Origin of the sequence: Stenotrophomonas sp. FR010 (assembly GCF_047520755.2) — a bacterium.
GTDB lineage: Bacteria > Pseudomonadota > Gammaproteobacteria > Xanthomonadales > Xanthomonadaceae > Stenotrophomonas > Stenotrophomonas sepilia.
On sequence record NZ_JAXBQT020000002.1, the window covers coordinates 39,458 to 56,934 of the forward strand.

At 65.2% G+C, this 17,477-nt stretch carries 13 protein-coding genes and 6 tRNA genes; 15 read left to right on the forward strand and 4 right to left on the reverse strand.

Going from position 1 to position 17,477, the window contains the following annotated elements; translation table 11 throughout:
- Positions 1–20: 20 nt before the first annotated feature.
- Complete coding sequence (locus ACM0PK_RS02460) at positions 21–2,456, reverse strand: DNA-directed RNA polymerase (protein WP_005412423.1); 2,436 nt, start codon at positions 2,454–2,456, stop codon at positions 21–23.
- 562 nt (positions 2,457–3,018) lie between these two features.
- On the opposite strand from ACM0PK_RS02460, the gene tig reads away from it, so the two are divergent.
- From tig to ACM0PK_RS02515, 11 genes are all read left to right on the forward strand, one after another.
- A complete protein-coding gene (gene tig / locus ACM0PK_RS02465; RefSeq protein WP_005415468.1) occupies positions 3,019–4,314 on the forward strand; it encodes a trigger factor in 1,296 nt (431 codons plus the stop codon).
- Between the two features lie 76 nt (positions 4,315–4,390).
- On the forward strand, positions 4,391–5,017 hold the full coding sequence (clpP, locus tag ACM0PK_RS02470; RefSeq protein WP_004146318.1) for an ATP-dependent Clp endopeptidase proteolytic subunit ClpP: 627 nt from the start codon (positions 4,391–4,393) through the stop codon (positions 5,015–5,017).
- A 126-nt stretch (positions 5,018–5,143) separates the two neighbouring features.
- Positions 5,144–6,433 carry an ATP-dependent Clp protease ATP-binding subunit ClpX gene (clpX, locus tag ACM0PK_RS02475; RefSeq protein WP_004154600.1) on the forward strand — a complete coding sequence of 430 codons (1,290 nt, stop codon included), beginning with the start codon at positions 5,144–5,146 and terminating at the stop codon, positions 6,431–6,433.
- Between the two features lie 143 nt (positions 6,434–6,576).
- Positions 6,577–9,027, forward strand: a complete 2,451-nt coding sequence (gene lon, locus ACM0PK_RS02480; protein WP_414607771.1) for an endopeptidase La — start codon at positions 6,577–6,579, stop codon at positions 9,025–9,027.
- Between the two features lie 219 nt (positions 9,028–9,246).
- On the forward strand, positions 9,247–9,519 hold the full coding sequence (hbs, locus tag ACM0PK_RS02485) for a non-specific DNA-binding protein Hbs (RefSeq protein ID WP_005408270.1): 273 nt from the start codon (positions 9,247–9,249) through the stop codon (positions 9,517–9,519).
- Between the two features lie 11 nt (positions 9,520–9,530).
- Positions 9,531–9,605, forward strand: a tRNA-Val gene (locus ACM0PK_RS02490).
- A 26-nt stretch (positions 9,606–9,631) separates the two neighbouring features.
- Positions 9,632–9,708, forward strand: a tRNA-Asp gene (locus ACM0PK_RS02495).
- A gap of 82 nt (positions 9,709–9,790) precedes the next feature.
- Positions 9,791–9,867, forward strand: a tRNA-Asp gene (locus ACM0PK_RS02500).
- A gap of 86 nt (positions 9,868–9,953) precedes the next feature.
- A tRNA-Asp gene (locus ACM0PK_RS02505) sits at positions 9,954–10,030 on the forward strand.
- A 106-nt stretch (positions 10,031–10,136) separates the two neighbouring features.
- Positions 10,137–10,213, forward strand: a tRNA-Asp gene (locus tag ACM0PK_RS02510).
- Positions 10,214–10,396: 183 nt separating this feature from the next.
- The gene (locus tag ACM0PK_RS02515; RefSeq protein ID WP_111202296.1) at positions 10,397–12,352 is read left to right on the forward strand and encodes a peptidyl-prolyl cis-trans isomerase; all 1,956 of its coding nucleotides are present in this window, start codon (positions 10,397–10,399) and stop codon (positions 12,350–12,352) included.
- Positions 12,353–12,533: 181 nt separating this feature from the next.
- Here ACM0PK_RS02515 and ACM0PK_RS02520 read toward each other — a convergent pair whose 3' ends face one another.
- Both ACM0PK_RS02520 and gloB read right to left on the reverse strand, forming a co-directional pair.
- Positions 12,534–13,736, reverse strand: coding sequence for a lytic transglycosylase domain-containing protein (locus ACM0PK_RS02520; protein WP_414607961.1), 1,203 nt, complete (start codon positions 13,734–13,736; stop codon positions 12,534–12,536).
- Positions 13,733–14,497 (reverse strand): hydroxyacylglutathione hydrolase, encoded by a 765-nt coding sequence (gloB, locus tag ACM0PK_RS02525; protein ID WP_180869541.1) that lies wholly within the window; start codon positions 14,495–14,497, stop codon positions 13,733–13,735. Before gloB ends, ACM0PK_RS02520 begins: the two co-directional genes overlap by 4 nt.
- Before the next feature lie 11 nt (positions 14,498–14,508).
- Here gloB and ACM0PK_RS02530 point away from each other — a divergent pair, with 11 nt between their 5' ends.
- Genes ACM0PK_RS02530 through dnaQ form a run of 3 tightly spaced genes read left to right on the forward strand, consistent with a single transcriptional unit; the run spans position 14,509 to position 16,354 of the window.
- A complete protein-coding gene (locus ACM0PK_RS02530; RefSeq protein WP_061479955.1) occupies positions 14,509–15,153 on the forward strand; it encodes a methyltransferase domain-containing protein in 645 nt (214 codons plus the stop codon).
- A 12-nt stretch (positions 15,154–15,165) separates the two neighbouring features.
- The gene (gene rnhA / locus ACM0PK_RS02535) at positions 15,166–15,618 is read left to right on the forward strand and encodes a ribonuclease HI (protein WP_088496270.1); all 453 of its coding nucleotides are present in this window, start codon (positions 15,166–15,168) and stop codon (positions 15,616–15,618) included.
- A gap of 4 nt (positions 15,619–15,622) precedes the next feature.
- Entirely contained in the window at positions 15,623–16,354 is a 732-nt protein-coding gene (gene dnaQ, locus ACM0PK_RS02540; protein ID WP_049415209.1) for a DNA polymerase III subunit epsilon, read from the forward strand.
- A gap of 69 nt (positions 16,355–16,423) precedes the next feature.
- Here dnaQ and ACM0PK_RS02545 read toward each other — a convergent pair whose 3' ends face one another.
- The gene (locus tag ACM0PK_RS02545; RefSeq protein WP_061479956.1) at positions 16,424–17,128 is read right to left on the reverse strand and encodes a PP2C family protein-serine/threonine phosphatase; all 705 of its coding nucleotides are present in this window, start codon (positions 17,126–17,128) and stop codon (positions 16,424–16,426) included.
- Positions 17,129–17,294: 166 nt separating this feature from the next.
- Here ACM0PK_RS02545 and ACM0PK_RS02550 point away from each other — a divergent pair.
- A tRNA-Ser gene (locus ACM0PK_RS02550) sits at positions 17,295–17,385 on the forward strand.
- The last annotated feature ends 92 nt before the right edge of the window (positions 17,386–17,477 follow it).

The window sequence follows — 17,477 nt, forward strand, 5'->3', positions numbered from 1 at the left end:
AATTGCCAAAGGGGGATGGACTAGGCAAAGAAATAGCGCGACTCCAGCACCAGGCTGAGGTCCAGGTCGCCATGCGGCGGGAGGGGTGGGAGTTTCTCTGCCGCTTCTGGCGGGAGCTGCTCGACGAGTTGCTGTCGGAAGTCGGCCAGTACGTCGCCGCTGTATTGATCGACGAACGCCTGCCGGAGTGCGGCGGCGAGGATTGCTGCCTGGCCCGCGTGCGTACCGTAGGAGTCGTGGATCATGGCGAACGACTCGATGCCGTTCTCTGCCGCGAGGCAGGTGGTCAGCATCATGTGGCTGGCGTCGCAGGAGTGGACGAAGTTCGGACTGATCCCGAGGGTCTGCCTGCGACGGTCGAGCTTAGTACCGCCGATGTTGACCACTAAATTCACCTCGCGGCCTCCGACGTGCGGCCGGATGCGGACGCCTTCCTCCTCGCGGTACTCCTGGAGGACCGGGAAGCCAGCGGGGGTCGTCCAGCTCACCGGCAGGTCGGCCGACGAGGCGACCTTGGAGGCGTCACGCAGCCAGTCCATCGCCGCGCGGGCTGCGATCACGACCTCGCCGATGCACTCCCACAGCAGGGTCGCCAGGTACTCGGCGGTCTCCCAATCGTCCTCCATGCCCAGCTTCTTGAACTTGGAGAGCACCTGGGCGCGCATGCCCGACTTCGTGACGCCGTAGGGCAGCGTCATCACCGGCTGCTTCACGATGTCGCGGGTGAGCTGGCCGTCCAGCTTGATCGCCAGCGGGTCGCCGCTCTCGGCACGGGCGCGCAGCTTCTCCTGGGCCACGTCTTTCACGCGCGAATAGATGTCGGCGGGCTTCGGCTGCGGGATCAGGTTGGTGGCTGCACCGCCCACGGAGTCGCGGAGCATGGCCGAGAAGTTCTGGAGGCCGTTACAGGAGCCGTCGAGTGCGATGGGCAGATGGGAGACGTGATCGCGGCCGTTGAGGCTGTAGCCGAGCCACTCGAAGCACGCTGCCAGCGCGCAGAACGGGCTGTCGGCGTCCATCCAGAAGCGTTGGCCGTCCAGCGGATCGAGGGCGCTGTCGAGAATCTGCTCCTCGTGCTCGCGCACCCAGGCCACGCGCTCCTCGAACGACACCTTGTCCACGCCGAAGCAGTTGGCGACGTGGATGGCGAGCCAGTAGGCACCGTCCTCGCCGAGCGGCACGCCTTGGGCGAACGTCAGCAGGCCCTTGGCCGCATCATCACCCTGCGGGGTCAGCGTCGGGGGCAGGGGGTAGCACCGGCCGCGGAAGTCGAGGTTGTGAGGGAAGTAGATCGCGGGGTACTCGGCGAACTTCTCCGCCAAGGCGATCTTCTGCGCGGCGGCGAGGCGGGTGGACACGCTGCGCGCGTTGGCCTCGTAGACCTTGGCGCGGTCGCGCTTCCATTCCTTGAACTCGTCGGCGTGGTGCTCCTTGAAGTAGTCCGGGTCGGTCTCCAGCAGGGCAGGGCGGCTCGGCAGGTCCATCAGTTCACGCTCCGGCAGCCCGGCGACACCGCCGCCTGCGTTCCACAGCTCGCGCATGACCTCTAGGACGGGCACGTTCACCTTCCAGGCGGTTGCCTGGATGGCGTTGAGGGCCTGGTAGACGTTGGGCATATCGACCAGCGCCAGCTCGCGCTTGTAGGCGCGGTTGCGGGTACGCACGAGGTCAGCCCGGCCGCCGATGTCGGTCAGGTAGCCGCCGTCGCGGGGCGTGGTCCACGGACGGGGCGGGACGACCATCGGCATCAGCACCGGCTGGTACAGGGCGGCGCTGTCGTGGGCCTTGGTCAGCCAGTCGAGCACCTTCTGATTCCCGGCGATGAGCAGGTGGCGCTTGCCGCGCTCGGCGACGGTGACCAGCTCGACCAGCCCGGTCGCCTCGACGAACAGCTCGATGAGCTTCATGCCCACCAGCAGCGCGTCCTTGTCGGACAGGTAGAGGCGCTTGTCGTCCTCGGGGGCGAACTCGGCGTCGGCGATGACGTGCCGCATGACGGCGGTGGAGTGCCGGGCCGAGGTGGACTTCTTGAGCTGCTCCTGGACGACCCGGTACAGGCCGGGGTGCTTCTCGCGGAGCAGGGAGAAGTTGATCTCGTTGGCGACCTCGTGGCCCAGGGTGATCGCCACGGACACCGCCTTGCGGTGATCGGCGACCAGCGCGTTGACGCAGGTGAAGCTGGTCAGATAGGCGAGGGCGTGGGGGTTCAGGTGGCGGATGAATTTGAGGGCGGCGTGGCGCTTGCCCGGCTTGCCGGTGTCGGCTTCGGCCACGAACGCCATGATCGCGGCGGCGGTGGCGTCGATGCTCTCCATGACCAGCTTGCGGCCGGGGCCGGTCTCGGCCTCCTGGCGCTGCTCCCTGATCTTCTCGTAGCGGGCAATGCCCAGGCTGGTGCTTTCCTTCTCCAGTTCGAGCTGGGCGGCGTGCAGGTCGTTCTCTTGCCAAGTCGTCATCGTTTGCCCTCGGGGGATGCAAAAGTCAAAACGGGAGGACCGCACCGGGGGCTGCCCGGTACGGTCCTGAGTGGTTCGGTTGTTGGTCCTGGGTGGACCTATGTGGAACTGTAGTAGTCCTCGGTGGTGAACAGCAATGAGTAGTTCTGAATGGTTGTCCTAGGAGGAGGTCCGCCGAAGATGACCACTTTATTCGGCGTCACCTGGTGTCACCTGTCGCGGCACCCGGCGTCACCTATATGTCACCCGAAGCGTCACCTGATAGACTGGAACGCTGTAAGTAGTTGAGTGGTCAGCACTAATCGGCAGGGGCTTCGGGATTTAGGTTCCAGTGCCGCAAGGCGTGGGGGTTCGAGTCCCCCCTTTCGCACCAGTGCCGGCCTGTCCCCGCCCTGATCGGGCCATCTGCGCCCCCTTGACCGGCACGCGCTGGCAGTGCAAGCCGAATTGGGCGAAACTAAAGGGCTGCGGCAAGCAGGCGCGTCCCAGACGTCGTGTCCTTACAACCGTTTCATCCCAATCATCGAGCCGGGGGCCTGGGCCACCGGTGGCAGGAGTCAACATGCAAGCTTCGATCGAATCCACCGGCAACCTGGAACGCCGCCTGAGCTTCTCGCTGCCGGAAGAGCGTCTGCAGAGCCACATCGTCGGTCGCCTCGGCGAAATCGCCCGTACCACCCGCATCAAGGGCTTCCGTCCGGGCAAGGTGCCGGCCAAGGTGATCGAGCAGCGCTTCGGCGCGCAGGTCCGTGGCGAGGCGCTGGACGGCCTGCTGCGCGAAACCTTCGATGCGGCCGTGCGCGAGCACGACCTGCGCATCGTCGGCAGCCCGCGCATCGACAAGGGCGACGAGGGTGAGTTCTCCTTCGTGGCCACCGTGGAAGTGGTGCCGGACTTCGGCGACATCGACGTCAGCAAGCTGACCGTCGTGCGCCATACCGCCGAGATCACCGACGCCGACATCGACCAGATGATCGAGAACCTGCAGAACCAGCGCCGTACCTGGGCCCCGGTCAGCCGTGGCGCGCAGGACGGTGACCTGGTCGCGGTGGAAACCTGGTCGCAGGCCGGCGAAGAGCGCCTGCCGGCCGAGGGCACCGAGAAGGGTTCGATCGTGCTCGGCCAGGGCATGATGTTCGACACCATCGAGAAGGGCCTGGTCGGCCTGGCCAAGGGCGAAGAGAAGACCCTGGACGTCGAGTTCCCGGCTGACTGGCGCGTGCCGGTGCTGGCCGGCAAGACCGTGCAGGTCACCGTCAAGGTCACCGAGGTCTCCGAGCCGGTCGTGCCGGCGGTCGACGAAGCCTTCATCAAGAGCTTCGGCGTGAAGGGCGGCGATGTAGAGCAGTTCCGCAGCGACATCCGCGCCAACCTGGAGCGCGAGCTGAAGGGTGCGTTGATGAACCGCCTGCGCCGCGAAGTGGGCGAGCAGCTGATCGCGGCCTACTCCTCGGTCGAAATGCCGCCGCGCCTGGTCGAAAACGAAGCCCGCGCCATGCTGGCCCAGCAGGTCGAGCAGCTGCGCCGTAACGGCCAGAACGTCGGCGAGATCCCGGCCGATGCCCACGAAGGCTTCAAGGACGCTGCCGCCAAGCGCGTGCTGGTCGGCCTGCTGGTCGGTGAAGTGGCCCGCATCAACGACCTGCGCCTGGAAGCCAAGCGCCTGAATGAAACGATGCGTCTGATCGCTTCGACCTACGAAGAGCCGGAGCAGGTCATTGAGATGTACCGCAACGACCCCCAGTTGATGTCTGGCCTGCAGAACCGTGTGATGGAAGAGCAGGTGATCGACTGGATCGCCGAGCGTGCCCAGCACACCGAAGAGAAGCTGTCGTTCCAGGACGCGATCCGCCAGTAAGCCCGGGCGGATCACCGGATGCCCCGCGCCTTTGCCGGCGCGGGGTTGTTGCCCCCCAAGATAGGTACCTCACGTAATGGACAACCGAACCAAAGCCCTGAACCTGGTTCCGATGGTGGTCGAGCAGACCAGCCGCGGCGAGCGTGCCTACGACATCTATTCGCGCCTGTTGAAGGAGCGCCTGATCTTCCTCGTGGGCCCGATCGACGATCACATGGCCAACGTGGTGGTGGCGCAGTTGCTGTTCCTGGAATCGGAAAACCCGGAAAAGGACATTAACATCTACATCAACTCGCCGGGTGGCGTGGTCACCGCCGGCATGGCGATCTACGACACCATGCAGTACATCAAGCCGAATGTGAGCACCACCTGCATCGGCCAGGCCGCCTCGATGGGCGCCCTGCTGCTGGCCGCGGGCGAAGCCGGCAAGCGCTATGCGCTGCCGAACTCGCGTGTGATGATCCATCAGCCGCTGGGTGGCTACCAGGGCCAGGCCACCGACATCGACATCCACGCGCGCGAGATCCTGACCCTGCGTTCGCGCCTGAACGAGGTGCTGGCCAAGCACACCGGCCAGTCGCTGGAGACGATCGCCCGTGACACCGAGCGCGACAACTTCAAGAGCGCCTTCGAGGCGCAGGCCTACGGTCTGGTCGACCAGGTCCTGGAGCGTCGTCCGGATGAGTCGATCCAGGCCGGTTGACCGGCCTTCACGGGGCCAGGGAGGCCTCGTTCCTGCAGGGTCGGGTGGGACTGGTGTCCCCTCGGCCCTGTGCTATTCTCGAATCGAACCCCCGTTCAGCGGGTGGGGTAACTGGGTAAGCGAAGCATGAGCGAAGACCGCCAAGGTCGTTCCACGGACACCGGCAAGATCCTCTACTGCTCTTTCTGCGGCAAGAGCCAGCATGAAGTGCGCAAGCTGATTGCGGGTCCGAGCGTGTTCATCTGCGATGAGTGCGTGGAGCTGTGCAACGACATCATCCGTGAGGAACTTGAGGAAAAGGCGCAGTCGGCGCGCAGTTCGCTGCCCAAGCCGCGCGAGATCCTCGAGGTCCTCGACCAGTACGTGATCGGCCAGAACCGTGCCAAGCGCACGCTGGCAGTGGCCGTGTACAACCACTACAAGCGCATCGAGAGCCGGCAGAAGAACGACGACGTCGAACTGGCGAAGTCGAACATCCTGCTGGTCGGCCCGACCGGTTCGGGCAAGACGCTGCTGGCCGAGACCCTGGCCCGCCTGCTCAACGTGCCGTTCACCATGGCCGACGCCACCACGCTGACCGAAGCGGGTTACGTGGGCGAGGACGTGGAGAACATCATCCAGAAGCTGCTGCAGAAGTGCGACTACGACGTCGAGAAGGCGCAGCAGGGCATCGTCTACATCGATGAAATCGACAAGATCTCGCGCAAGAGCGAGAACCCGTCGATTACCCGCGATGTGTCCGGCGAAGGCGTGCAGCAGGCCCTGCTGAAGCTGATCGAAGGTACCGTGGCCAGCGTTCCGCCGCAGGGCGGCCGCAAGCACCCGCAGCAGGAATTCCTGCAGGTGGACACCAAGAACATCCTGTTCATCTGCGGCGGCGCGTTCGCCGGGCTGGACAAGGTGATCCAGGCGCGTTCCACCGACGTCGGCAGCATCGGCTTCGGTGCCAAGGTGAAGAGCAGCGAGCGCAAGCAGGAAGTGGGCAAGGTGCTGGCGGAAGTCGAGCCGGAAGACCTGATCAAGTTCGGCCTGATTCCCGAGTTCGTCGGCCGCCTGCCGGTGGTCGCGACCCTGGAGGAGCTGGACGAGCCGGCCCTGATCAAGATCCTGACCGAGCCGAAGAACGCCATCACCAAGCAGTTCAAGAAGCTGTTCGAGATGGAAAACGTGGAGCTGGAGTTCCGTCCGGACGCGTTGTCGGCCATCGCCAGGAAGGCGCTCAAGCGCAAGACCGGCGCCCGTGGCCTGCGCACCATCGTCGAATCGGTCCTGCTGGACACCATGTATGACCTGCCGTCGCAGGAGAACGTCAGCAAGGTGGTCGTGGACGAATCGGTGATCGAGCACAAGTCCGAGCCGTACCTGATCTACCAGACCCCGGCCGCCCCTGAACAGAAGGCCGCAGGCGCCGAGTGATCCTTCCAGGTTGTTGATTGGAAAGGATTTTAAAGGAATGCCTTGCATCTGAAAGCCGATGACCCCATAACGGGGCCATCGGCTTTTTTTGTCTCCGGAAGATGCCCTCCCGGAGGCGGTTTTCCCCCTTCCCTGGAGCCCCCATGGCCCGTTCCCCAAGTGAAACCCTCGACCTGCCGGTCCTGCCGCTGCGCGACGTAGTGGTGTTCCCGCACATGGTCATCCCGCTGTTCGTCGGCCGTGACAAGTCCATGCACGCGCTCGAACAGGCAATGGAGGCGGACAAGCGCATCCTGCTGCTGGCGCAGAAGTCGGCCGAGACCGACGACCCGCATGCGGCCGACCTCTACCAGGTTGGCACGCTGGCGCAGGTGCTGCAGCTGCTGAAGCTGCCCGACGGCACCATCAAGGTGCTGGTTGAAGGCCTGTCGCGCGTGCAGGTCACCCACGTCGACGAGCGCGACGGCTCGCTGCATGGCCAGGCCGTGGAGATCGACGCCACCGACGAGCGCGAGGCGCGCGAGGTCGAGGCGATTGCCCGCTCGCTGATGTCGCTGTTCGAGCAGTACGTGAAGACCAACCGCAAGCTGCCGCCGGAGCTGCTGCAGACGCTGTCGGGCATCGATGAGCCGGCGCGCCTGGCCGACACCATCGCTGCGCACATCAGCGTGCGCCTGGCCGACAAGCAGCGCCTGCTGGAAACGCTGGCCGTCGGTGACCGCCTGGAGATGCTGGTCGGGCTGGTCGACGGCGAGATCGACGTGCAGCAGATGGAGAAGCGCATCCGCGGCCGCGTGAAGTCGCAGATGGAGAAGAGCCAGCGCGAGTACTACCTCAACGAACAGATGAAGGCCATCCAGAAGGAACTGGGTGACCTGGACGACGCGCCGGGCGAGCTGGAAGAACTGGCCCGCAAGATTGCCGAGGCCGGCATGCCGAAGGCGGTTGAAGCCAAGGCGCGCAATGAAGTGAACAAGCTCAAGCAGATGTCGCCGATGTCGGCCGAAGCCGCCATCGTGCGCAACTACCTGGAGTGGCTGCTGGGCGTGCCGTGGAAGAAGCGCAGCAAGGTGCGCAAGGACCTGAAGGTCGCGCAGGATACGCTCGATGCCGACCACTACGGCCTGGAGAAGGTCAAGGAGCGCATTCTTGAATACCTGGCGGTGCAGTCGCGCGTGAAGCAGATGAAGGGCCCGATCCTGTGCCTGGTCGGGCCGCCGGGCGTGGGCAAGACCTCGCTGGGCCAGTCGATTGCCAAGGCCACCAACCGCAAGTTCGTGCGCATGTCGCTGGGCGGCGTGCGCGACGAGGCCGAAATCCGTGGCCACCGCCGTACCTACGTCGGTTCCATGCCGGGCCGCATCGTGCAGAACCTCAACAAGGTCGGCAGCAAGAACCCGCTGTTCGTGCTCGACGAGATCGACAAGATGTCGATGGACTTCCGTGGCGATCCGTCTTCGGCGCTGCTGGAAGTGCTCGATCCGGAGCAGAACAACGCATTCAACGACCACTACCTGGAAGTGGACCTGGACCTGTCCGAAGTGATGTTCGTGGCCACCTCGAACTCGCTCAACATTCCCGGCCCGCTGCTGGACCGCATGGAAGTGATCCGCATCCCCGGCTACACCGAGGACGAGAAGCTCAACATCGCGACCCGCTACCTGGTGCCGAAGCAGGTCAAGGCCAACGGCCTGCAGCCGGAAGAGCTGGAAATCGGCAGTGACGCCATCCAGGACATCGTGCGCTACTACACGCGCGAATCGGGCGTGCGCAACCTGGAACGCGAGATCGCCAAGATCTGCCGCAAGGTGGTGAAGGAGATCGCGCTGGCCGGCCCGCAGCCGGTGAAGGCGAAGAAGGGTGCGAAGAAGCCCAAGGCGCTGGTCAATGTGTCCAGCAAGAACCTGGACAGGTACCTGGGCGTGCGTCGCTTCGACTTCGGCCGTGCCGAGGAAGAGAATGAAATCGGCCTGGTCACCGGCCTGGCCTGGACCGAAGTCGGTGGCGACCTGCTGCAGATCGAATCGACCCTGGTGCCGGGCAAGGGCCAGCTGATCCTGACCGGCCAGCTCGGCAACGTGATGAAGGAATCGGCGTCGGCCGCGCTGTCGGTGGTGCGTTCGCGCGCCGTGGGCTTTGGCATCGACAGCGACTTCCTGCAGAAGCACGACGTGCACCTGCACGTGCCCGATGGCGCCACGCCGAAGGATGGCCCGAGTGCCGGCGCGGCGATGGTCACCTCGCTGGTGTCGATGCTGACCAAGGTGCCGGTGCGCGCCGACGTGGCGATGACCGGCGAGATCACCCTGCGTGGTCGCGTCACTGCCATCGGTGGCCTGAAGGAGAAGCTGCTGGCCGCACTGCGTGGCGGCATCCGCACGGTCATCATTCCGGAAGAGAACCGCAAGGACCTGGCCGACATCCCGGCCAACGTCACCCGCGATCTGAAGATCGTGCCGGTGAAGTACATCGAAGAAGTCCTGGACCTGGCGCTGGAGCGTCCGTTGGCACCGAAGAAGGCGCGCAAGAGTGCGCAGCGTGTCACGGTGCGCAGCAAGGCCAAACCGAGTGGAAACGCGCGCGTCAAGCATTGACGCGCGCTGTCCAATGGCCCGAAACCCGCGTCGTTGCTGGCTTTCCAGCTTGCGTGGGGGTAGGGCCACTGGTATAAAAGCAGCACTCGCGAATGAGTGGTCGCAGTCTGGTGATCGCTGGATTCGGCGAACCGTTTCCACATGGCGGCCGCATGCAGATGGCGTGCGGTTGCTTCCCTGTCGAATAAGCGGAACCCACCGCCAAAGGAGTTGTAGAGAATGAACAAGACCGAATTGATCGATGCCGTTGCTGAAGCTGCCGACCTGACCAAGGCAGAGTCCAGCCGCGCTGTCGATGCCGTCGTTGCTGCCATCACCAAGGCGCTGAAGGACGGCGATGCGGTCACCCTGGTTGGCTTCGGTACCTTCCAGGTCCGCGACCGTGCTGCCCGCACCGGCCGCAACCCGAAGACCGGCGACACCATCAAGATCGCTGCTTCGAAGAATCCGTCGTTCAAGGCTGGCAAGGCCCTGAAGGATGCTGTAAACTAAGCGGCTCGCTGGGGTGCTTAGCTCAGCGGTAGAGCGTCTCCTTTACACGGAGAGGGTCGGGGGTTCGAAACCCTCAGCACCCACCACAGCACCGCGGTAAAAGTTTGAGTGTGGAGCGGTAGTTCAGCTGGTTAGAATGCTGGCCTGTCACGCCGGAGGTCGCGGGTTCGAGTCCCGTCCGCTCCGCCATTCAACGAGGCCTCCGGCCAAAAGCTGGAGGCTTTGTTTTCTCCCCGGTCCAGGCCGGCTAAAAGCAAAAAGGTAACAACGCGGAGCGGTAGTTCAGCTGGTTAGAATGCTGGCCTGTCACGCCGGAGGTCGCGGGTTCGAGTCCCGTCCGCTCCGCCATTACATCCAGGCCCCCGGTTCAAGGCTGGGGGCCTTGTCTTCTCACCGAGAGGTTCGGAGGAAGGCGAAAAAGTCTTTGCAAGAACGGAGCGGTAGTTCAGCTGGTTAGAATGCTGGCCTGTCACGCCGGAGGTCGCGGGTTCGAGTCCCGTCCGCTCCGCCATTGCAGACTTCTTAAGTCCCTGTGAAAAAACTTTGAAAAAAGTGTTCATCGGGCTGGGCTTCCAGAGAGTTTTCGGATATACTGGGCGCCTGCAAAGTTCAAGCGCGGAGCGGTAGTTCAGCTGGTTAGAATGCTGGCCTGTCACGCCGGAGGTCGCGGGTTCGAGTCCCGTCCGCTCCGCCAACTCTAAAAGCCCTCGGCGCAAGCCGGGGGCTTTTTCTTTGCGCCAGGATGTGGAGTTGGCCGATGCACTGATGGTGCCTGCCTGCGCAAGTGGGCGCAGGCCGCGTCGGTGCTGCTTTTGGTCCCTGCGGCGAAGCGGGTTACACTGCCGGGCTCGCCAATCAGGCCTTGTGATTCCTCACCATGCTGCAGAAACTCCGCGACAAGACCTCAGGCTGGATCGTCACCGTGATCCTGGGGCTGCTGATGATTCCGTTCCTGTTCGTGATCGACAACAGCTACCTCGGTGGCGTTGGCGCACAGAACGTGGCCAAGGTTTCCGCACCGCCTACCTGGTGGCGTTCGGCGCCGTCGTGGTGGCCGGTGCGCATGCTGTGGCAGCACCATGAGATCAGCTCGCAGGATTTCCGCACGCGTTTCGAGCAGGAGCGCATGCGTGAGCGCCAGCAGCAGGGCGACAACTTCGACCCGCGCGCGTTCGAGAGCACCGAGAACAAGATGGCCGTGCTCGATCAGCTGATCGACGAACAGGTCGTGCGCCTGGTCGGTGAACAGGCGGGCGTGGTGATCGGCGACGGCGCGGTGCGCGAGTACATCGCGACCATGCCGGCGTTCCTCGATTCGAACGGCAAGTTCAACGAGAACAACTACCGCCTGGCATTGGCCGGTGGCAATCCGCCGCGTACCCCGACCCAGTTCCAGGAACTGGTGCGTGAGAGCCTGCAGCAGTCGGTGATCCCATCGGGCCTGCAGAGCTCCGGCTTCGTCACCCAGGCCGAGACCGAGCGCCTGTTGAAGCTGCTGGGCGAAACCCGCGACGTCGAGCTGGCCGCGTTGCCGCCCGTACCTGCCGATACCGCGCCGGTCACCGACGATCAGATCAAGAAGTGGTACGACAGCCACGGCAAGGATTTCCGCCAGGCCGAGAGCGTGTCGCTGGAGTACGTCGAGATCAACGGTGCGAACCTGCCGGCACCGACCCCGGCCGATGAAGCGACCCTGCGCAAGCGCTATGAAGAGGAAAAGGCAAAGTTCACCTCGCCGGAGCAGCGCCAGGCCTCGCACATCCTGATCACCGGTGACGGCGCCGAAGCCAAGGCGAACAGGATCGCTGCCGAAGCCAAGGCGGCCGGTGCCGACTTCGCTGCGCTGGCCAAGGCCAATTCGGAAGATCCGGGCTCCAAGGACCAGGGCGGTGACCTGGGTTGGGTTGAGCGCGGTGCGATGGTCAAGCCGTTCGAGGACGCGCTGTTTGCGGCCAAGGCCGGTGACGTGATCGGCCCGGTCAAGACCGAGTTCGGTTACCACATCATCAAGGTGGCCGCTGTGCGCGGTGGCCAGGGCAAGTCGTTCGAGGAAGTGCGTGACACGCTGGCTGCCGAGCAGCTGAAGGCCGACGGCGAGCGCGGCTTCAACGAACTGGCCGGTCGCCTGGTCGATGCCATCAACAAGAGCCCGAGCGACCTGGCGGCCGCCGCCAAGGAAGTGAACCTGCCGCTGCAGACCCTGGGCCCGATCACCCGCGCGACCGCCAGCGGCATCGCCGCTGACCCGGCCGTGCTGCGTGCCGCCTTCTCCGACGTGCTGGTGCAGGACGGTACCGCCAGTGACCCGATCGCCCTGGGCGGCGCGACCAACCACAGCGTGGTCATCCGTGTGGCTGCACACACCCCGGAACAGGCCCTGCCGCTGGACAAGGCCCGTGACCAGGTGATCGCTGCGATCCGTGCTGATCGCCAGCGCCAGGCCAGCGACAAGGCGGCCGATGCCATCCTGGCCAAGCTGAAGGCGGGCGCCACCCTGCAGTCGCTGGCCGCCAGCGAGAAGCTGCAGCTGAGCCCGATGCCGGGCCTGCCGCGCAGCCAGCCGGTGCCGACCCCGGAAATCAACCGCGCGATCTTCAGTGCGCCGGTGCCGGCTGAAGGCAAGCCGAGCTATGGCAAGGTCGACGTCAATGGCCACGCGCTGCTGTTCGCGGTGAACAAGGTCAATCCGGGCGACATCAAGGAAGTGACTGCAGAGCAGCAGAAGCAGCTGAAGGAACAGCTGAGCCAGATCGACGGCATGGCCGCAGCCAAGGCCTACATCGAAGCGATGCGCAAGAAGTTCATGATCCAGACCACCGAAGCGAACCTGTAAGCCTCGCGGCGAGCAGATCGAAGAAGGCCCGGCATTGCCGGGCCTTTTTTTTGTGCGGGCGCTGCTGGAAATTGAATTGTAGAGCCGAGCCCATGCTCGGCTGGCCATGAACCCCGACAAGTCGCAGGCAAGAAAAAAGCCGAGCAGGGGCTCGGCTCTACAGGAGGGCCTGGCCTGCGCGTCAGTCTTCGACGCGCAGCACGGCGCCCGGCTTCAGCACGCTGCTGCCGCTCAGGCCGTTCAGCGACAGTAGCGCCTTGACCGGCATGCCATAGCGGCGGGCGATGGTCCAGGCCGATTCACCATCCCGCACTGTGTGGCGACGACTGCGCGGACGATCGGCGATCGCGGCCACGGTCTTGGCGACCTGCGGCGCTGGCGAGGCGGCGGCAACAGGTACGCTACTGGCCACCAGTGCGGTGGCGGTGTCCGCCACGGTCGCGCTGGCGGCCGAGACCGGCGCCAGCACGCGGGTGGTGCCGGACGAGACGCGCCCGCCGCCCGCCAGGGCGGGGTTGAGACGGACGATCCTGGCCGGGTCCAGGGCGCGCTGTGCGGCCCACTGCTGGACGCTGGTGCCGGCGGGCAGGGTGTGGTCCTTCAGTACGGGCACGGTGCGGTCCAGCGAGGCCATGACCCCTGGCTGGTCTTCCACGTCTTCCAGCACGCAGGCCAGGGCATGCAGCTTCTCGACGTAGGCATGGGTGACCGGCGAGAGGCCGGGCAGCGCCGAGGGCTTGGCGTTCTGCGCGTTCATGCCGGCCTTTCGCATGGATTGCAGCACGCGGTACTCGCCGGCGTTGTAGGCCATGGTGGCCAGGCGCCAGTCACCGCCGAACATGCCGTGCAGGGTCTTCAGGTAGCGCACTGCGGCCTGGGTGGAATCGACCGCCGACAGGCGGCCGTCGTAGCCGTTGGCCATGGGCACGCGGTGATTGCGCGCGGTGGTGGCGATGAACTGCCACAGGCCGGTTGGGCCGCTGCCGTTGCGGGCATTGGGCCGGTAGCCGCTTTCCACGAAGGGAATCAGTGCGAACTCGGTGGGCAGGTTGGCCTTGCGCAGTTCTTCGACCACGTAGCCGAACAGTACCAGTGCATCGTCATCCTGGTTGGCCAGGCGTGACGGGGCGTGCGCGAACTGCTTCTGCCAGCGCGGGCTGGTGGCCTCGGCATTGCAGGTGGGCTCGGCCAGGCCATCGCGGAAGCTGGAGAAGATCTCCTGGCCGTTGCGGACCGACGCGGCCGGCAACGTGGCCGGATCCAGCGGCAGGGCCGCGGCGGCGGTCAGGTTCTGGCCGATGCCAGCGCCCAGCGACTGGGCGCCGGCGGTTCCGGCCAGCCCCAGGACCAGGCCCAGGGCCAGCGGCAGACTTCGGCGCATCATGCGCGGAAGCCGTCTTTCCAGTGCCGGAGACCGGCCATCACGTCGACGTCGTCAACGACGTCACGGCCCAGGTGTGCCGACACCGACGCGCGGATCGGCGCCGTGTGCACACGCAGGAACGGATTGCAGTCGAATTCGTTGGCCAGGGTTACCGGCAGGGTGGAACGGTCATCGCGGCGCATGGCCAAAGCCTCCTCTTGGCGCTGCCGCAAGGCAGCGTTGGCGGGGTCGACATGCCGCGCGAAGACGGCATTTGACACGGTGTACTCATGAGCGCAACAAAGCAGCAGTTGCGCGGGCAAGGTACCCAGCTTGCGCATCGATGCCAGCAGCTGGGACGGCGTACCTTCGAACAGGCGTCCACAGCCCAGGCTGAACAACGAATCTCCGCTGAAAAGATGTTCAGCAGTGTGAAACGCGATGTGGCTGCGGGTATGCCCGGGCACGGATAGTACGTGGAACGCCCGGCCCAGTGCCTGAACGCGTTCACCTTCGCCGACCCGTTCGGTTGCCGTGGGGATGCGCTCCTCGACGGGTGCGATCACCCGGACTCCGGGAAAGCGTGCCTGCAGCACGGGCACGCCACCGATGTGGTCATCGTGATGATGGGTGAGCAGGATCGTGTCCACGCGCAGGCCCTGATCGGCGAGCGCAAGCACCGGCGCGGCATCGCCGGGATCGACGACCACGGCGGCGCCGTCGTCGTCGATCAAGGTCCAGATGTAGTTGTCCGCAAATGCGGGCAGGGCAGTCAGTCGCATAGAATTGGACCATGCCCGCGCTGCAGAGCACCCGTCAAGCGAGCCAGACCCCGTGGTTCGACAGCGAACCGGCGGAAGCCCTGCGCGTTCTGGAGCGGCAACTGCTGCTGCCGCAGCTGTCGTTGCTGCCGGTGCAGCCCTGGCTATGGATCGCGCCGAGTGCCGCATGGCTGGACGATGCGCAGCTTGGCGGGCGCGGCCTGCGCCTGTACCGGCAGGGGCACGGCTATGCCGGCGACACCCGCTGTGCGTTGCCGCTGCCGCTGGCCAATGAAAGCGTCAATGCGGTCGTGCTGCAGCATGTCACCGCAGCCGACGCTGATCGGTTGCTCGATGAGTGCGAGCGCGTGCTGATGCCGGGTGGCCACCTGTGGCTGAGCAGCCTCAACCCGTTCAGCCCTTACCGCACGCACTGGCGCCAGCACGGGCTGGTGGTGCGCACGCCGCAGCGGATCCGCCTGCTGCTCGGCCGCCACGGGCTGGAGTGCGACGATATGCGTTTTCTCGGCCCGCTCTGGCGCGGCGCCGGCAGCCGTCGCGCGGGCGGTTGGTCGCCACTGCGCGCAGCCTGCCTGTTCCATGCTGAAAAGCGAACGCTGGCCCTGCCCGGGCCGAAACCGTTGCCGGTGCGTTGGCACGGCACCGTTGCTACCTGATCTGGAGTTGTATTGAAAACCATTGAAATCCACACCGACGGTTCCTGCCTTGGCAATCCCGGCCCCGGCGGCTGGGCTGCACTGCTGCGCTACAAGGGCCACGAGCGTGAACTGAGCGGCGGCGAAGCGCACACCACCAACAACCGGATGGAGCTGATGGCGGCCATTTCCGGCCTGGAAACGCTGACCGAGCCGTGCAACATCGTGCTCTACACCGATTCGCAGTATGTGCGGCAGGGGCTGACCCAATGGATGCCCGGCTGGATCCGCAAGAACTGGAAGACCGCCGGCGGTGACCCGGTGAAGAACCGCGAGCTGTGGGAGCGCCTGCATGCGGCCACGCTGCGGCACCAGATCGACTGGCGCTGGGTGAAGGGCCACTCCGGCGATCCGGACAATGAGCGGGTGGATACCCTGGCCCGCAACGCGGCCATCCGGATCCGCGACGCCAGCCCGGTAAACTGAGCCCATGCGTCAGATCATCCTCGATACCGAAACCACCGGCCTGGAGTGGAAGAAGGGCAATCGCATCGTCGAAATCGGCTGCGTGGAGCTGTTCAAGCGCCGCCCGACCGGCAACAACTACCACCAGTACATCAAGCCGGACTGCGAGTTCGAACAGGGCGCGCAGGAAGTCACCGGCCTGACCCTGGAGTTCCTGGCTGACAAGCCGGATTTCGCGCAGATCGCCGATGAATTCCTGGCCTTCATCGATGGCGCCGAGCTGATCATCCACAACGCGGCGTTCGACCTGGGCTTCCTCGACAACGAGCTGTCGTTGCTGGGCCCGCAGTATGGAAAGATCACCGATCGCTGCACGGTGATCGATACCCTGGTTATGGCGCGCGAGCGCTTCCCGGGCCAGCGCAATTCGCTGGATGCGCTGTGCAAGCGCCTGGGCGTGGACAATTCGCACCGTGCGCTGCATGGCGGCCTGCTCGACGCGCAGATCCTGGGTGACGTCTATATCGCGCTGACCTCGGGCCAGGAAGAGATCGGCTTCGGCCTGGGCGACGATGACGGCGGTGGCGCCGGTGCCGCGCTGCAGGCCTTCGATACCAGCAAACTGCTGCCGCGCCCACGCGTGGTGGCCACCCCGTCTGAGCTGGAAGCGCACAGCGCGCGTCTGGAACGACTGCGCAAGAAGGCCGGCTACGCCTTGTGGGATGGCCCGAAGGTGGAAGAGCCCGCCAGCGCGTAATGCCTGGCATGGGGTACTGCCGGCCGCTGGCCGGCAGTACCGTATCCACGCATGGCGTGGATCTGCCGCTTAATGGCAGCGCACCAGAATCACGCTGATGTTGTCGCGGCCACCGCCGTCGAGCGCGGCGGCGACCAGCGTGTCCACGCATTCCTGCGCGCTGGCATCGTCGAAGGCGAGGGTGCGGGCGATGCTGCGGTCGTCCACTTCCTCGGTCAGGCCGTCACTGCACAGCAGCAGTTGCATGCCTGGGCGCAGCTCACCGCTGGTGGTGGCCACGTTCAGATGTGCAGGATCGGTCACGCCCAGCGCCTGGGTGACCACGTTGCGATGCGGATGCGCGCGTGCCTGCTCGGCCGTCAGGTTGCCCTGCGCGACCAGCTCCTGCACCACGCTGTGGTCCTGGCTGAGCTGCGCCAGCTGACCATCGCGCCACAGATACGCACGGCTGTCGCCGACCCATGCCACTTCGTAGCGATTGCCCTGCACGCGTGCTGCGACCACGGTGGTGCCCATCGGCAGGGTGTCGTTGCGCCTGCGCGAGGCGCGGATGATCTCTTCGTCGGCGGTGCGGATGGCGTGGACCAGCGGCGCACCACGGCGGATCTCGCGCACGATGGTTTCGCGGGCCAGCGCGCTGGCCACTTCGCCGCAGGCGTGGCCGCCCATGCCATCGGCCACCAGCCACAGGGCCAGCTCGCTGTCACCGTAGTAGGTGTCTTCGTTGAGCTCGCGGCGCAGGCCGGGGTGGGTGAGGTGTCCGAATTCGATCATGGTGTGCGGGGGCAGGGTATTGCTGGGGAGACAGGCATCATCGGGGGGGCTGCAGGCATCCGGCAAGGCATGCACTCAGGAAATTTTCACTTGGTTGACCGGAATGACTTGTCGCCGGCCTCGCTTCCTCGTATGATGCGCGTCCCCGGTCCGCCGGGGACCACCCGGAGAGGTGGCAGAGTGGTTGAATGTACCTGACTCGAAATCAGGCAGGCGTTTATAGCGCCTCGGGGGTTCGAATCCCCCCCTCTCCGCCAGATAATTGAACTAAGCCCTTGAATTTCAAGGGCTTTTTTCATTTTCGGCTTGGCTGGTATGCCATCTGGTATGCCACGGAAGATTGGCTGCT

What these genes read in the sequence shown, in the direction of transcription:
- ACM0PK_RS02460 (WP_005412423.1), bottom strand. Translation starts at nt 2,456, where the DNA reads ATGACGACTTGGCAAGAGAACGACCTGCACGCCGCCCAGCTCGAACTG.
- tig (WP_005415468.1), top strand. Translation starts at nt 3,019, where the DNA reads ATGCAAGCTTCGATCGAATCCACCGGCAACCTGGAACGCCGCCTGAGC.
- clpP (WP_004146318.1), top strand. Translation starts at nt 4,391, where the DNA reads ATGGACAACCGAACCAAAGCCCTGAACCTGGTTCCGATGGTGGTCGAG.
- clpX (WP_004154600.1), top strand. Translation starts at nt 5,144, where the DNA reads ATGAGCGAAGACCGCCAAGGTCGTTCCACGGACACCGGCAAGATCCTC.
- lon (WP_414607771.1), top strand. Translation starts at nt 6,577, where the DNA reads ATGGCCCGTTCCCCAAGTGAAACCCTCGACCTGCCGGTCCTGCCGCTG.
- hbs (WP_005408270.1), top strand. Translation starts at nt 9,247, where the DNA reads ATGAACAAGACCGAATTGATCGATGCCGTTGCTGAAGCTGCCGACCTG.
- ACM0PK_RS02515 (WP_111202296.1), top strand. Translation starts at nt 10,397, where the DNA reads ATGCTGCAGAAACTCCGCGACAAGACCTCAGGCTGGATCGTCACCGTG.
- ACM0PK_RS02520 (WP_414607961.1), bottom strand. Translation starts at nt 13,736, where the DNA reads ATGATGCGCCGAAGTCTGCCGCTGGCCCTGGGCCTGGTCCTGGGGCTG.
- gloB (WP_180869541.1), bottom strand. Translation starts at nt 14,497, where the DNA reads ATGCGACTGACTGCCCTGCCCGCATTTGCGGACAACTACATCTGGACC.
- ACM0PK_RS02530 (WP_061479955.1), top strand. Translation starts at nt 14,509, where the DNA reads ATGCCCGCGCTGCAGAGCACCCGTCAAGCGAGCCAGACCCCGTGGTTC.
- dnaQ (WP_049415209.1), top strand. Translation starts at nt 15,623, where the DNA reads ATGCGTCAGATCATCCTCGATACCGAAACCACCGGCCTGGAGTGGAAG.
- ACM0PK_RS02545 (WP_061479956.1), bottom strand. Translation starts at nt 17,128, where the DNA reads ATGATCGAATTCGGACACCTCACCCACCCCGGCCTGCGCCGCGAGCTC.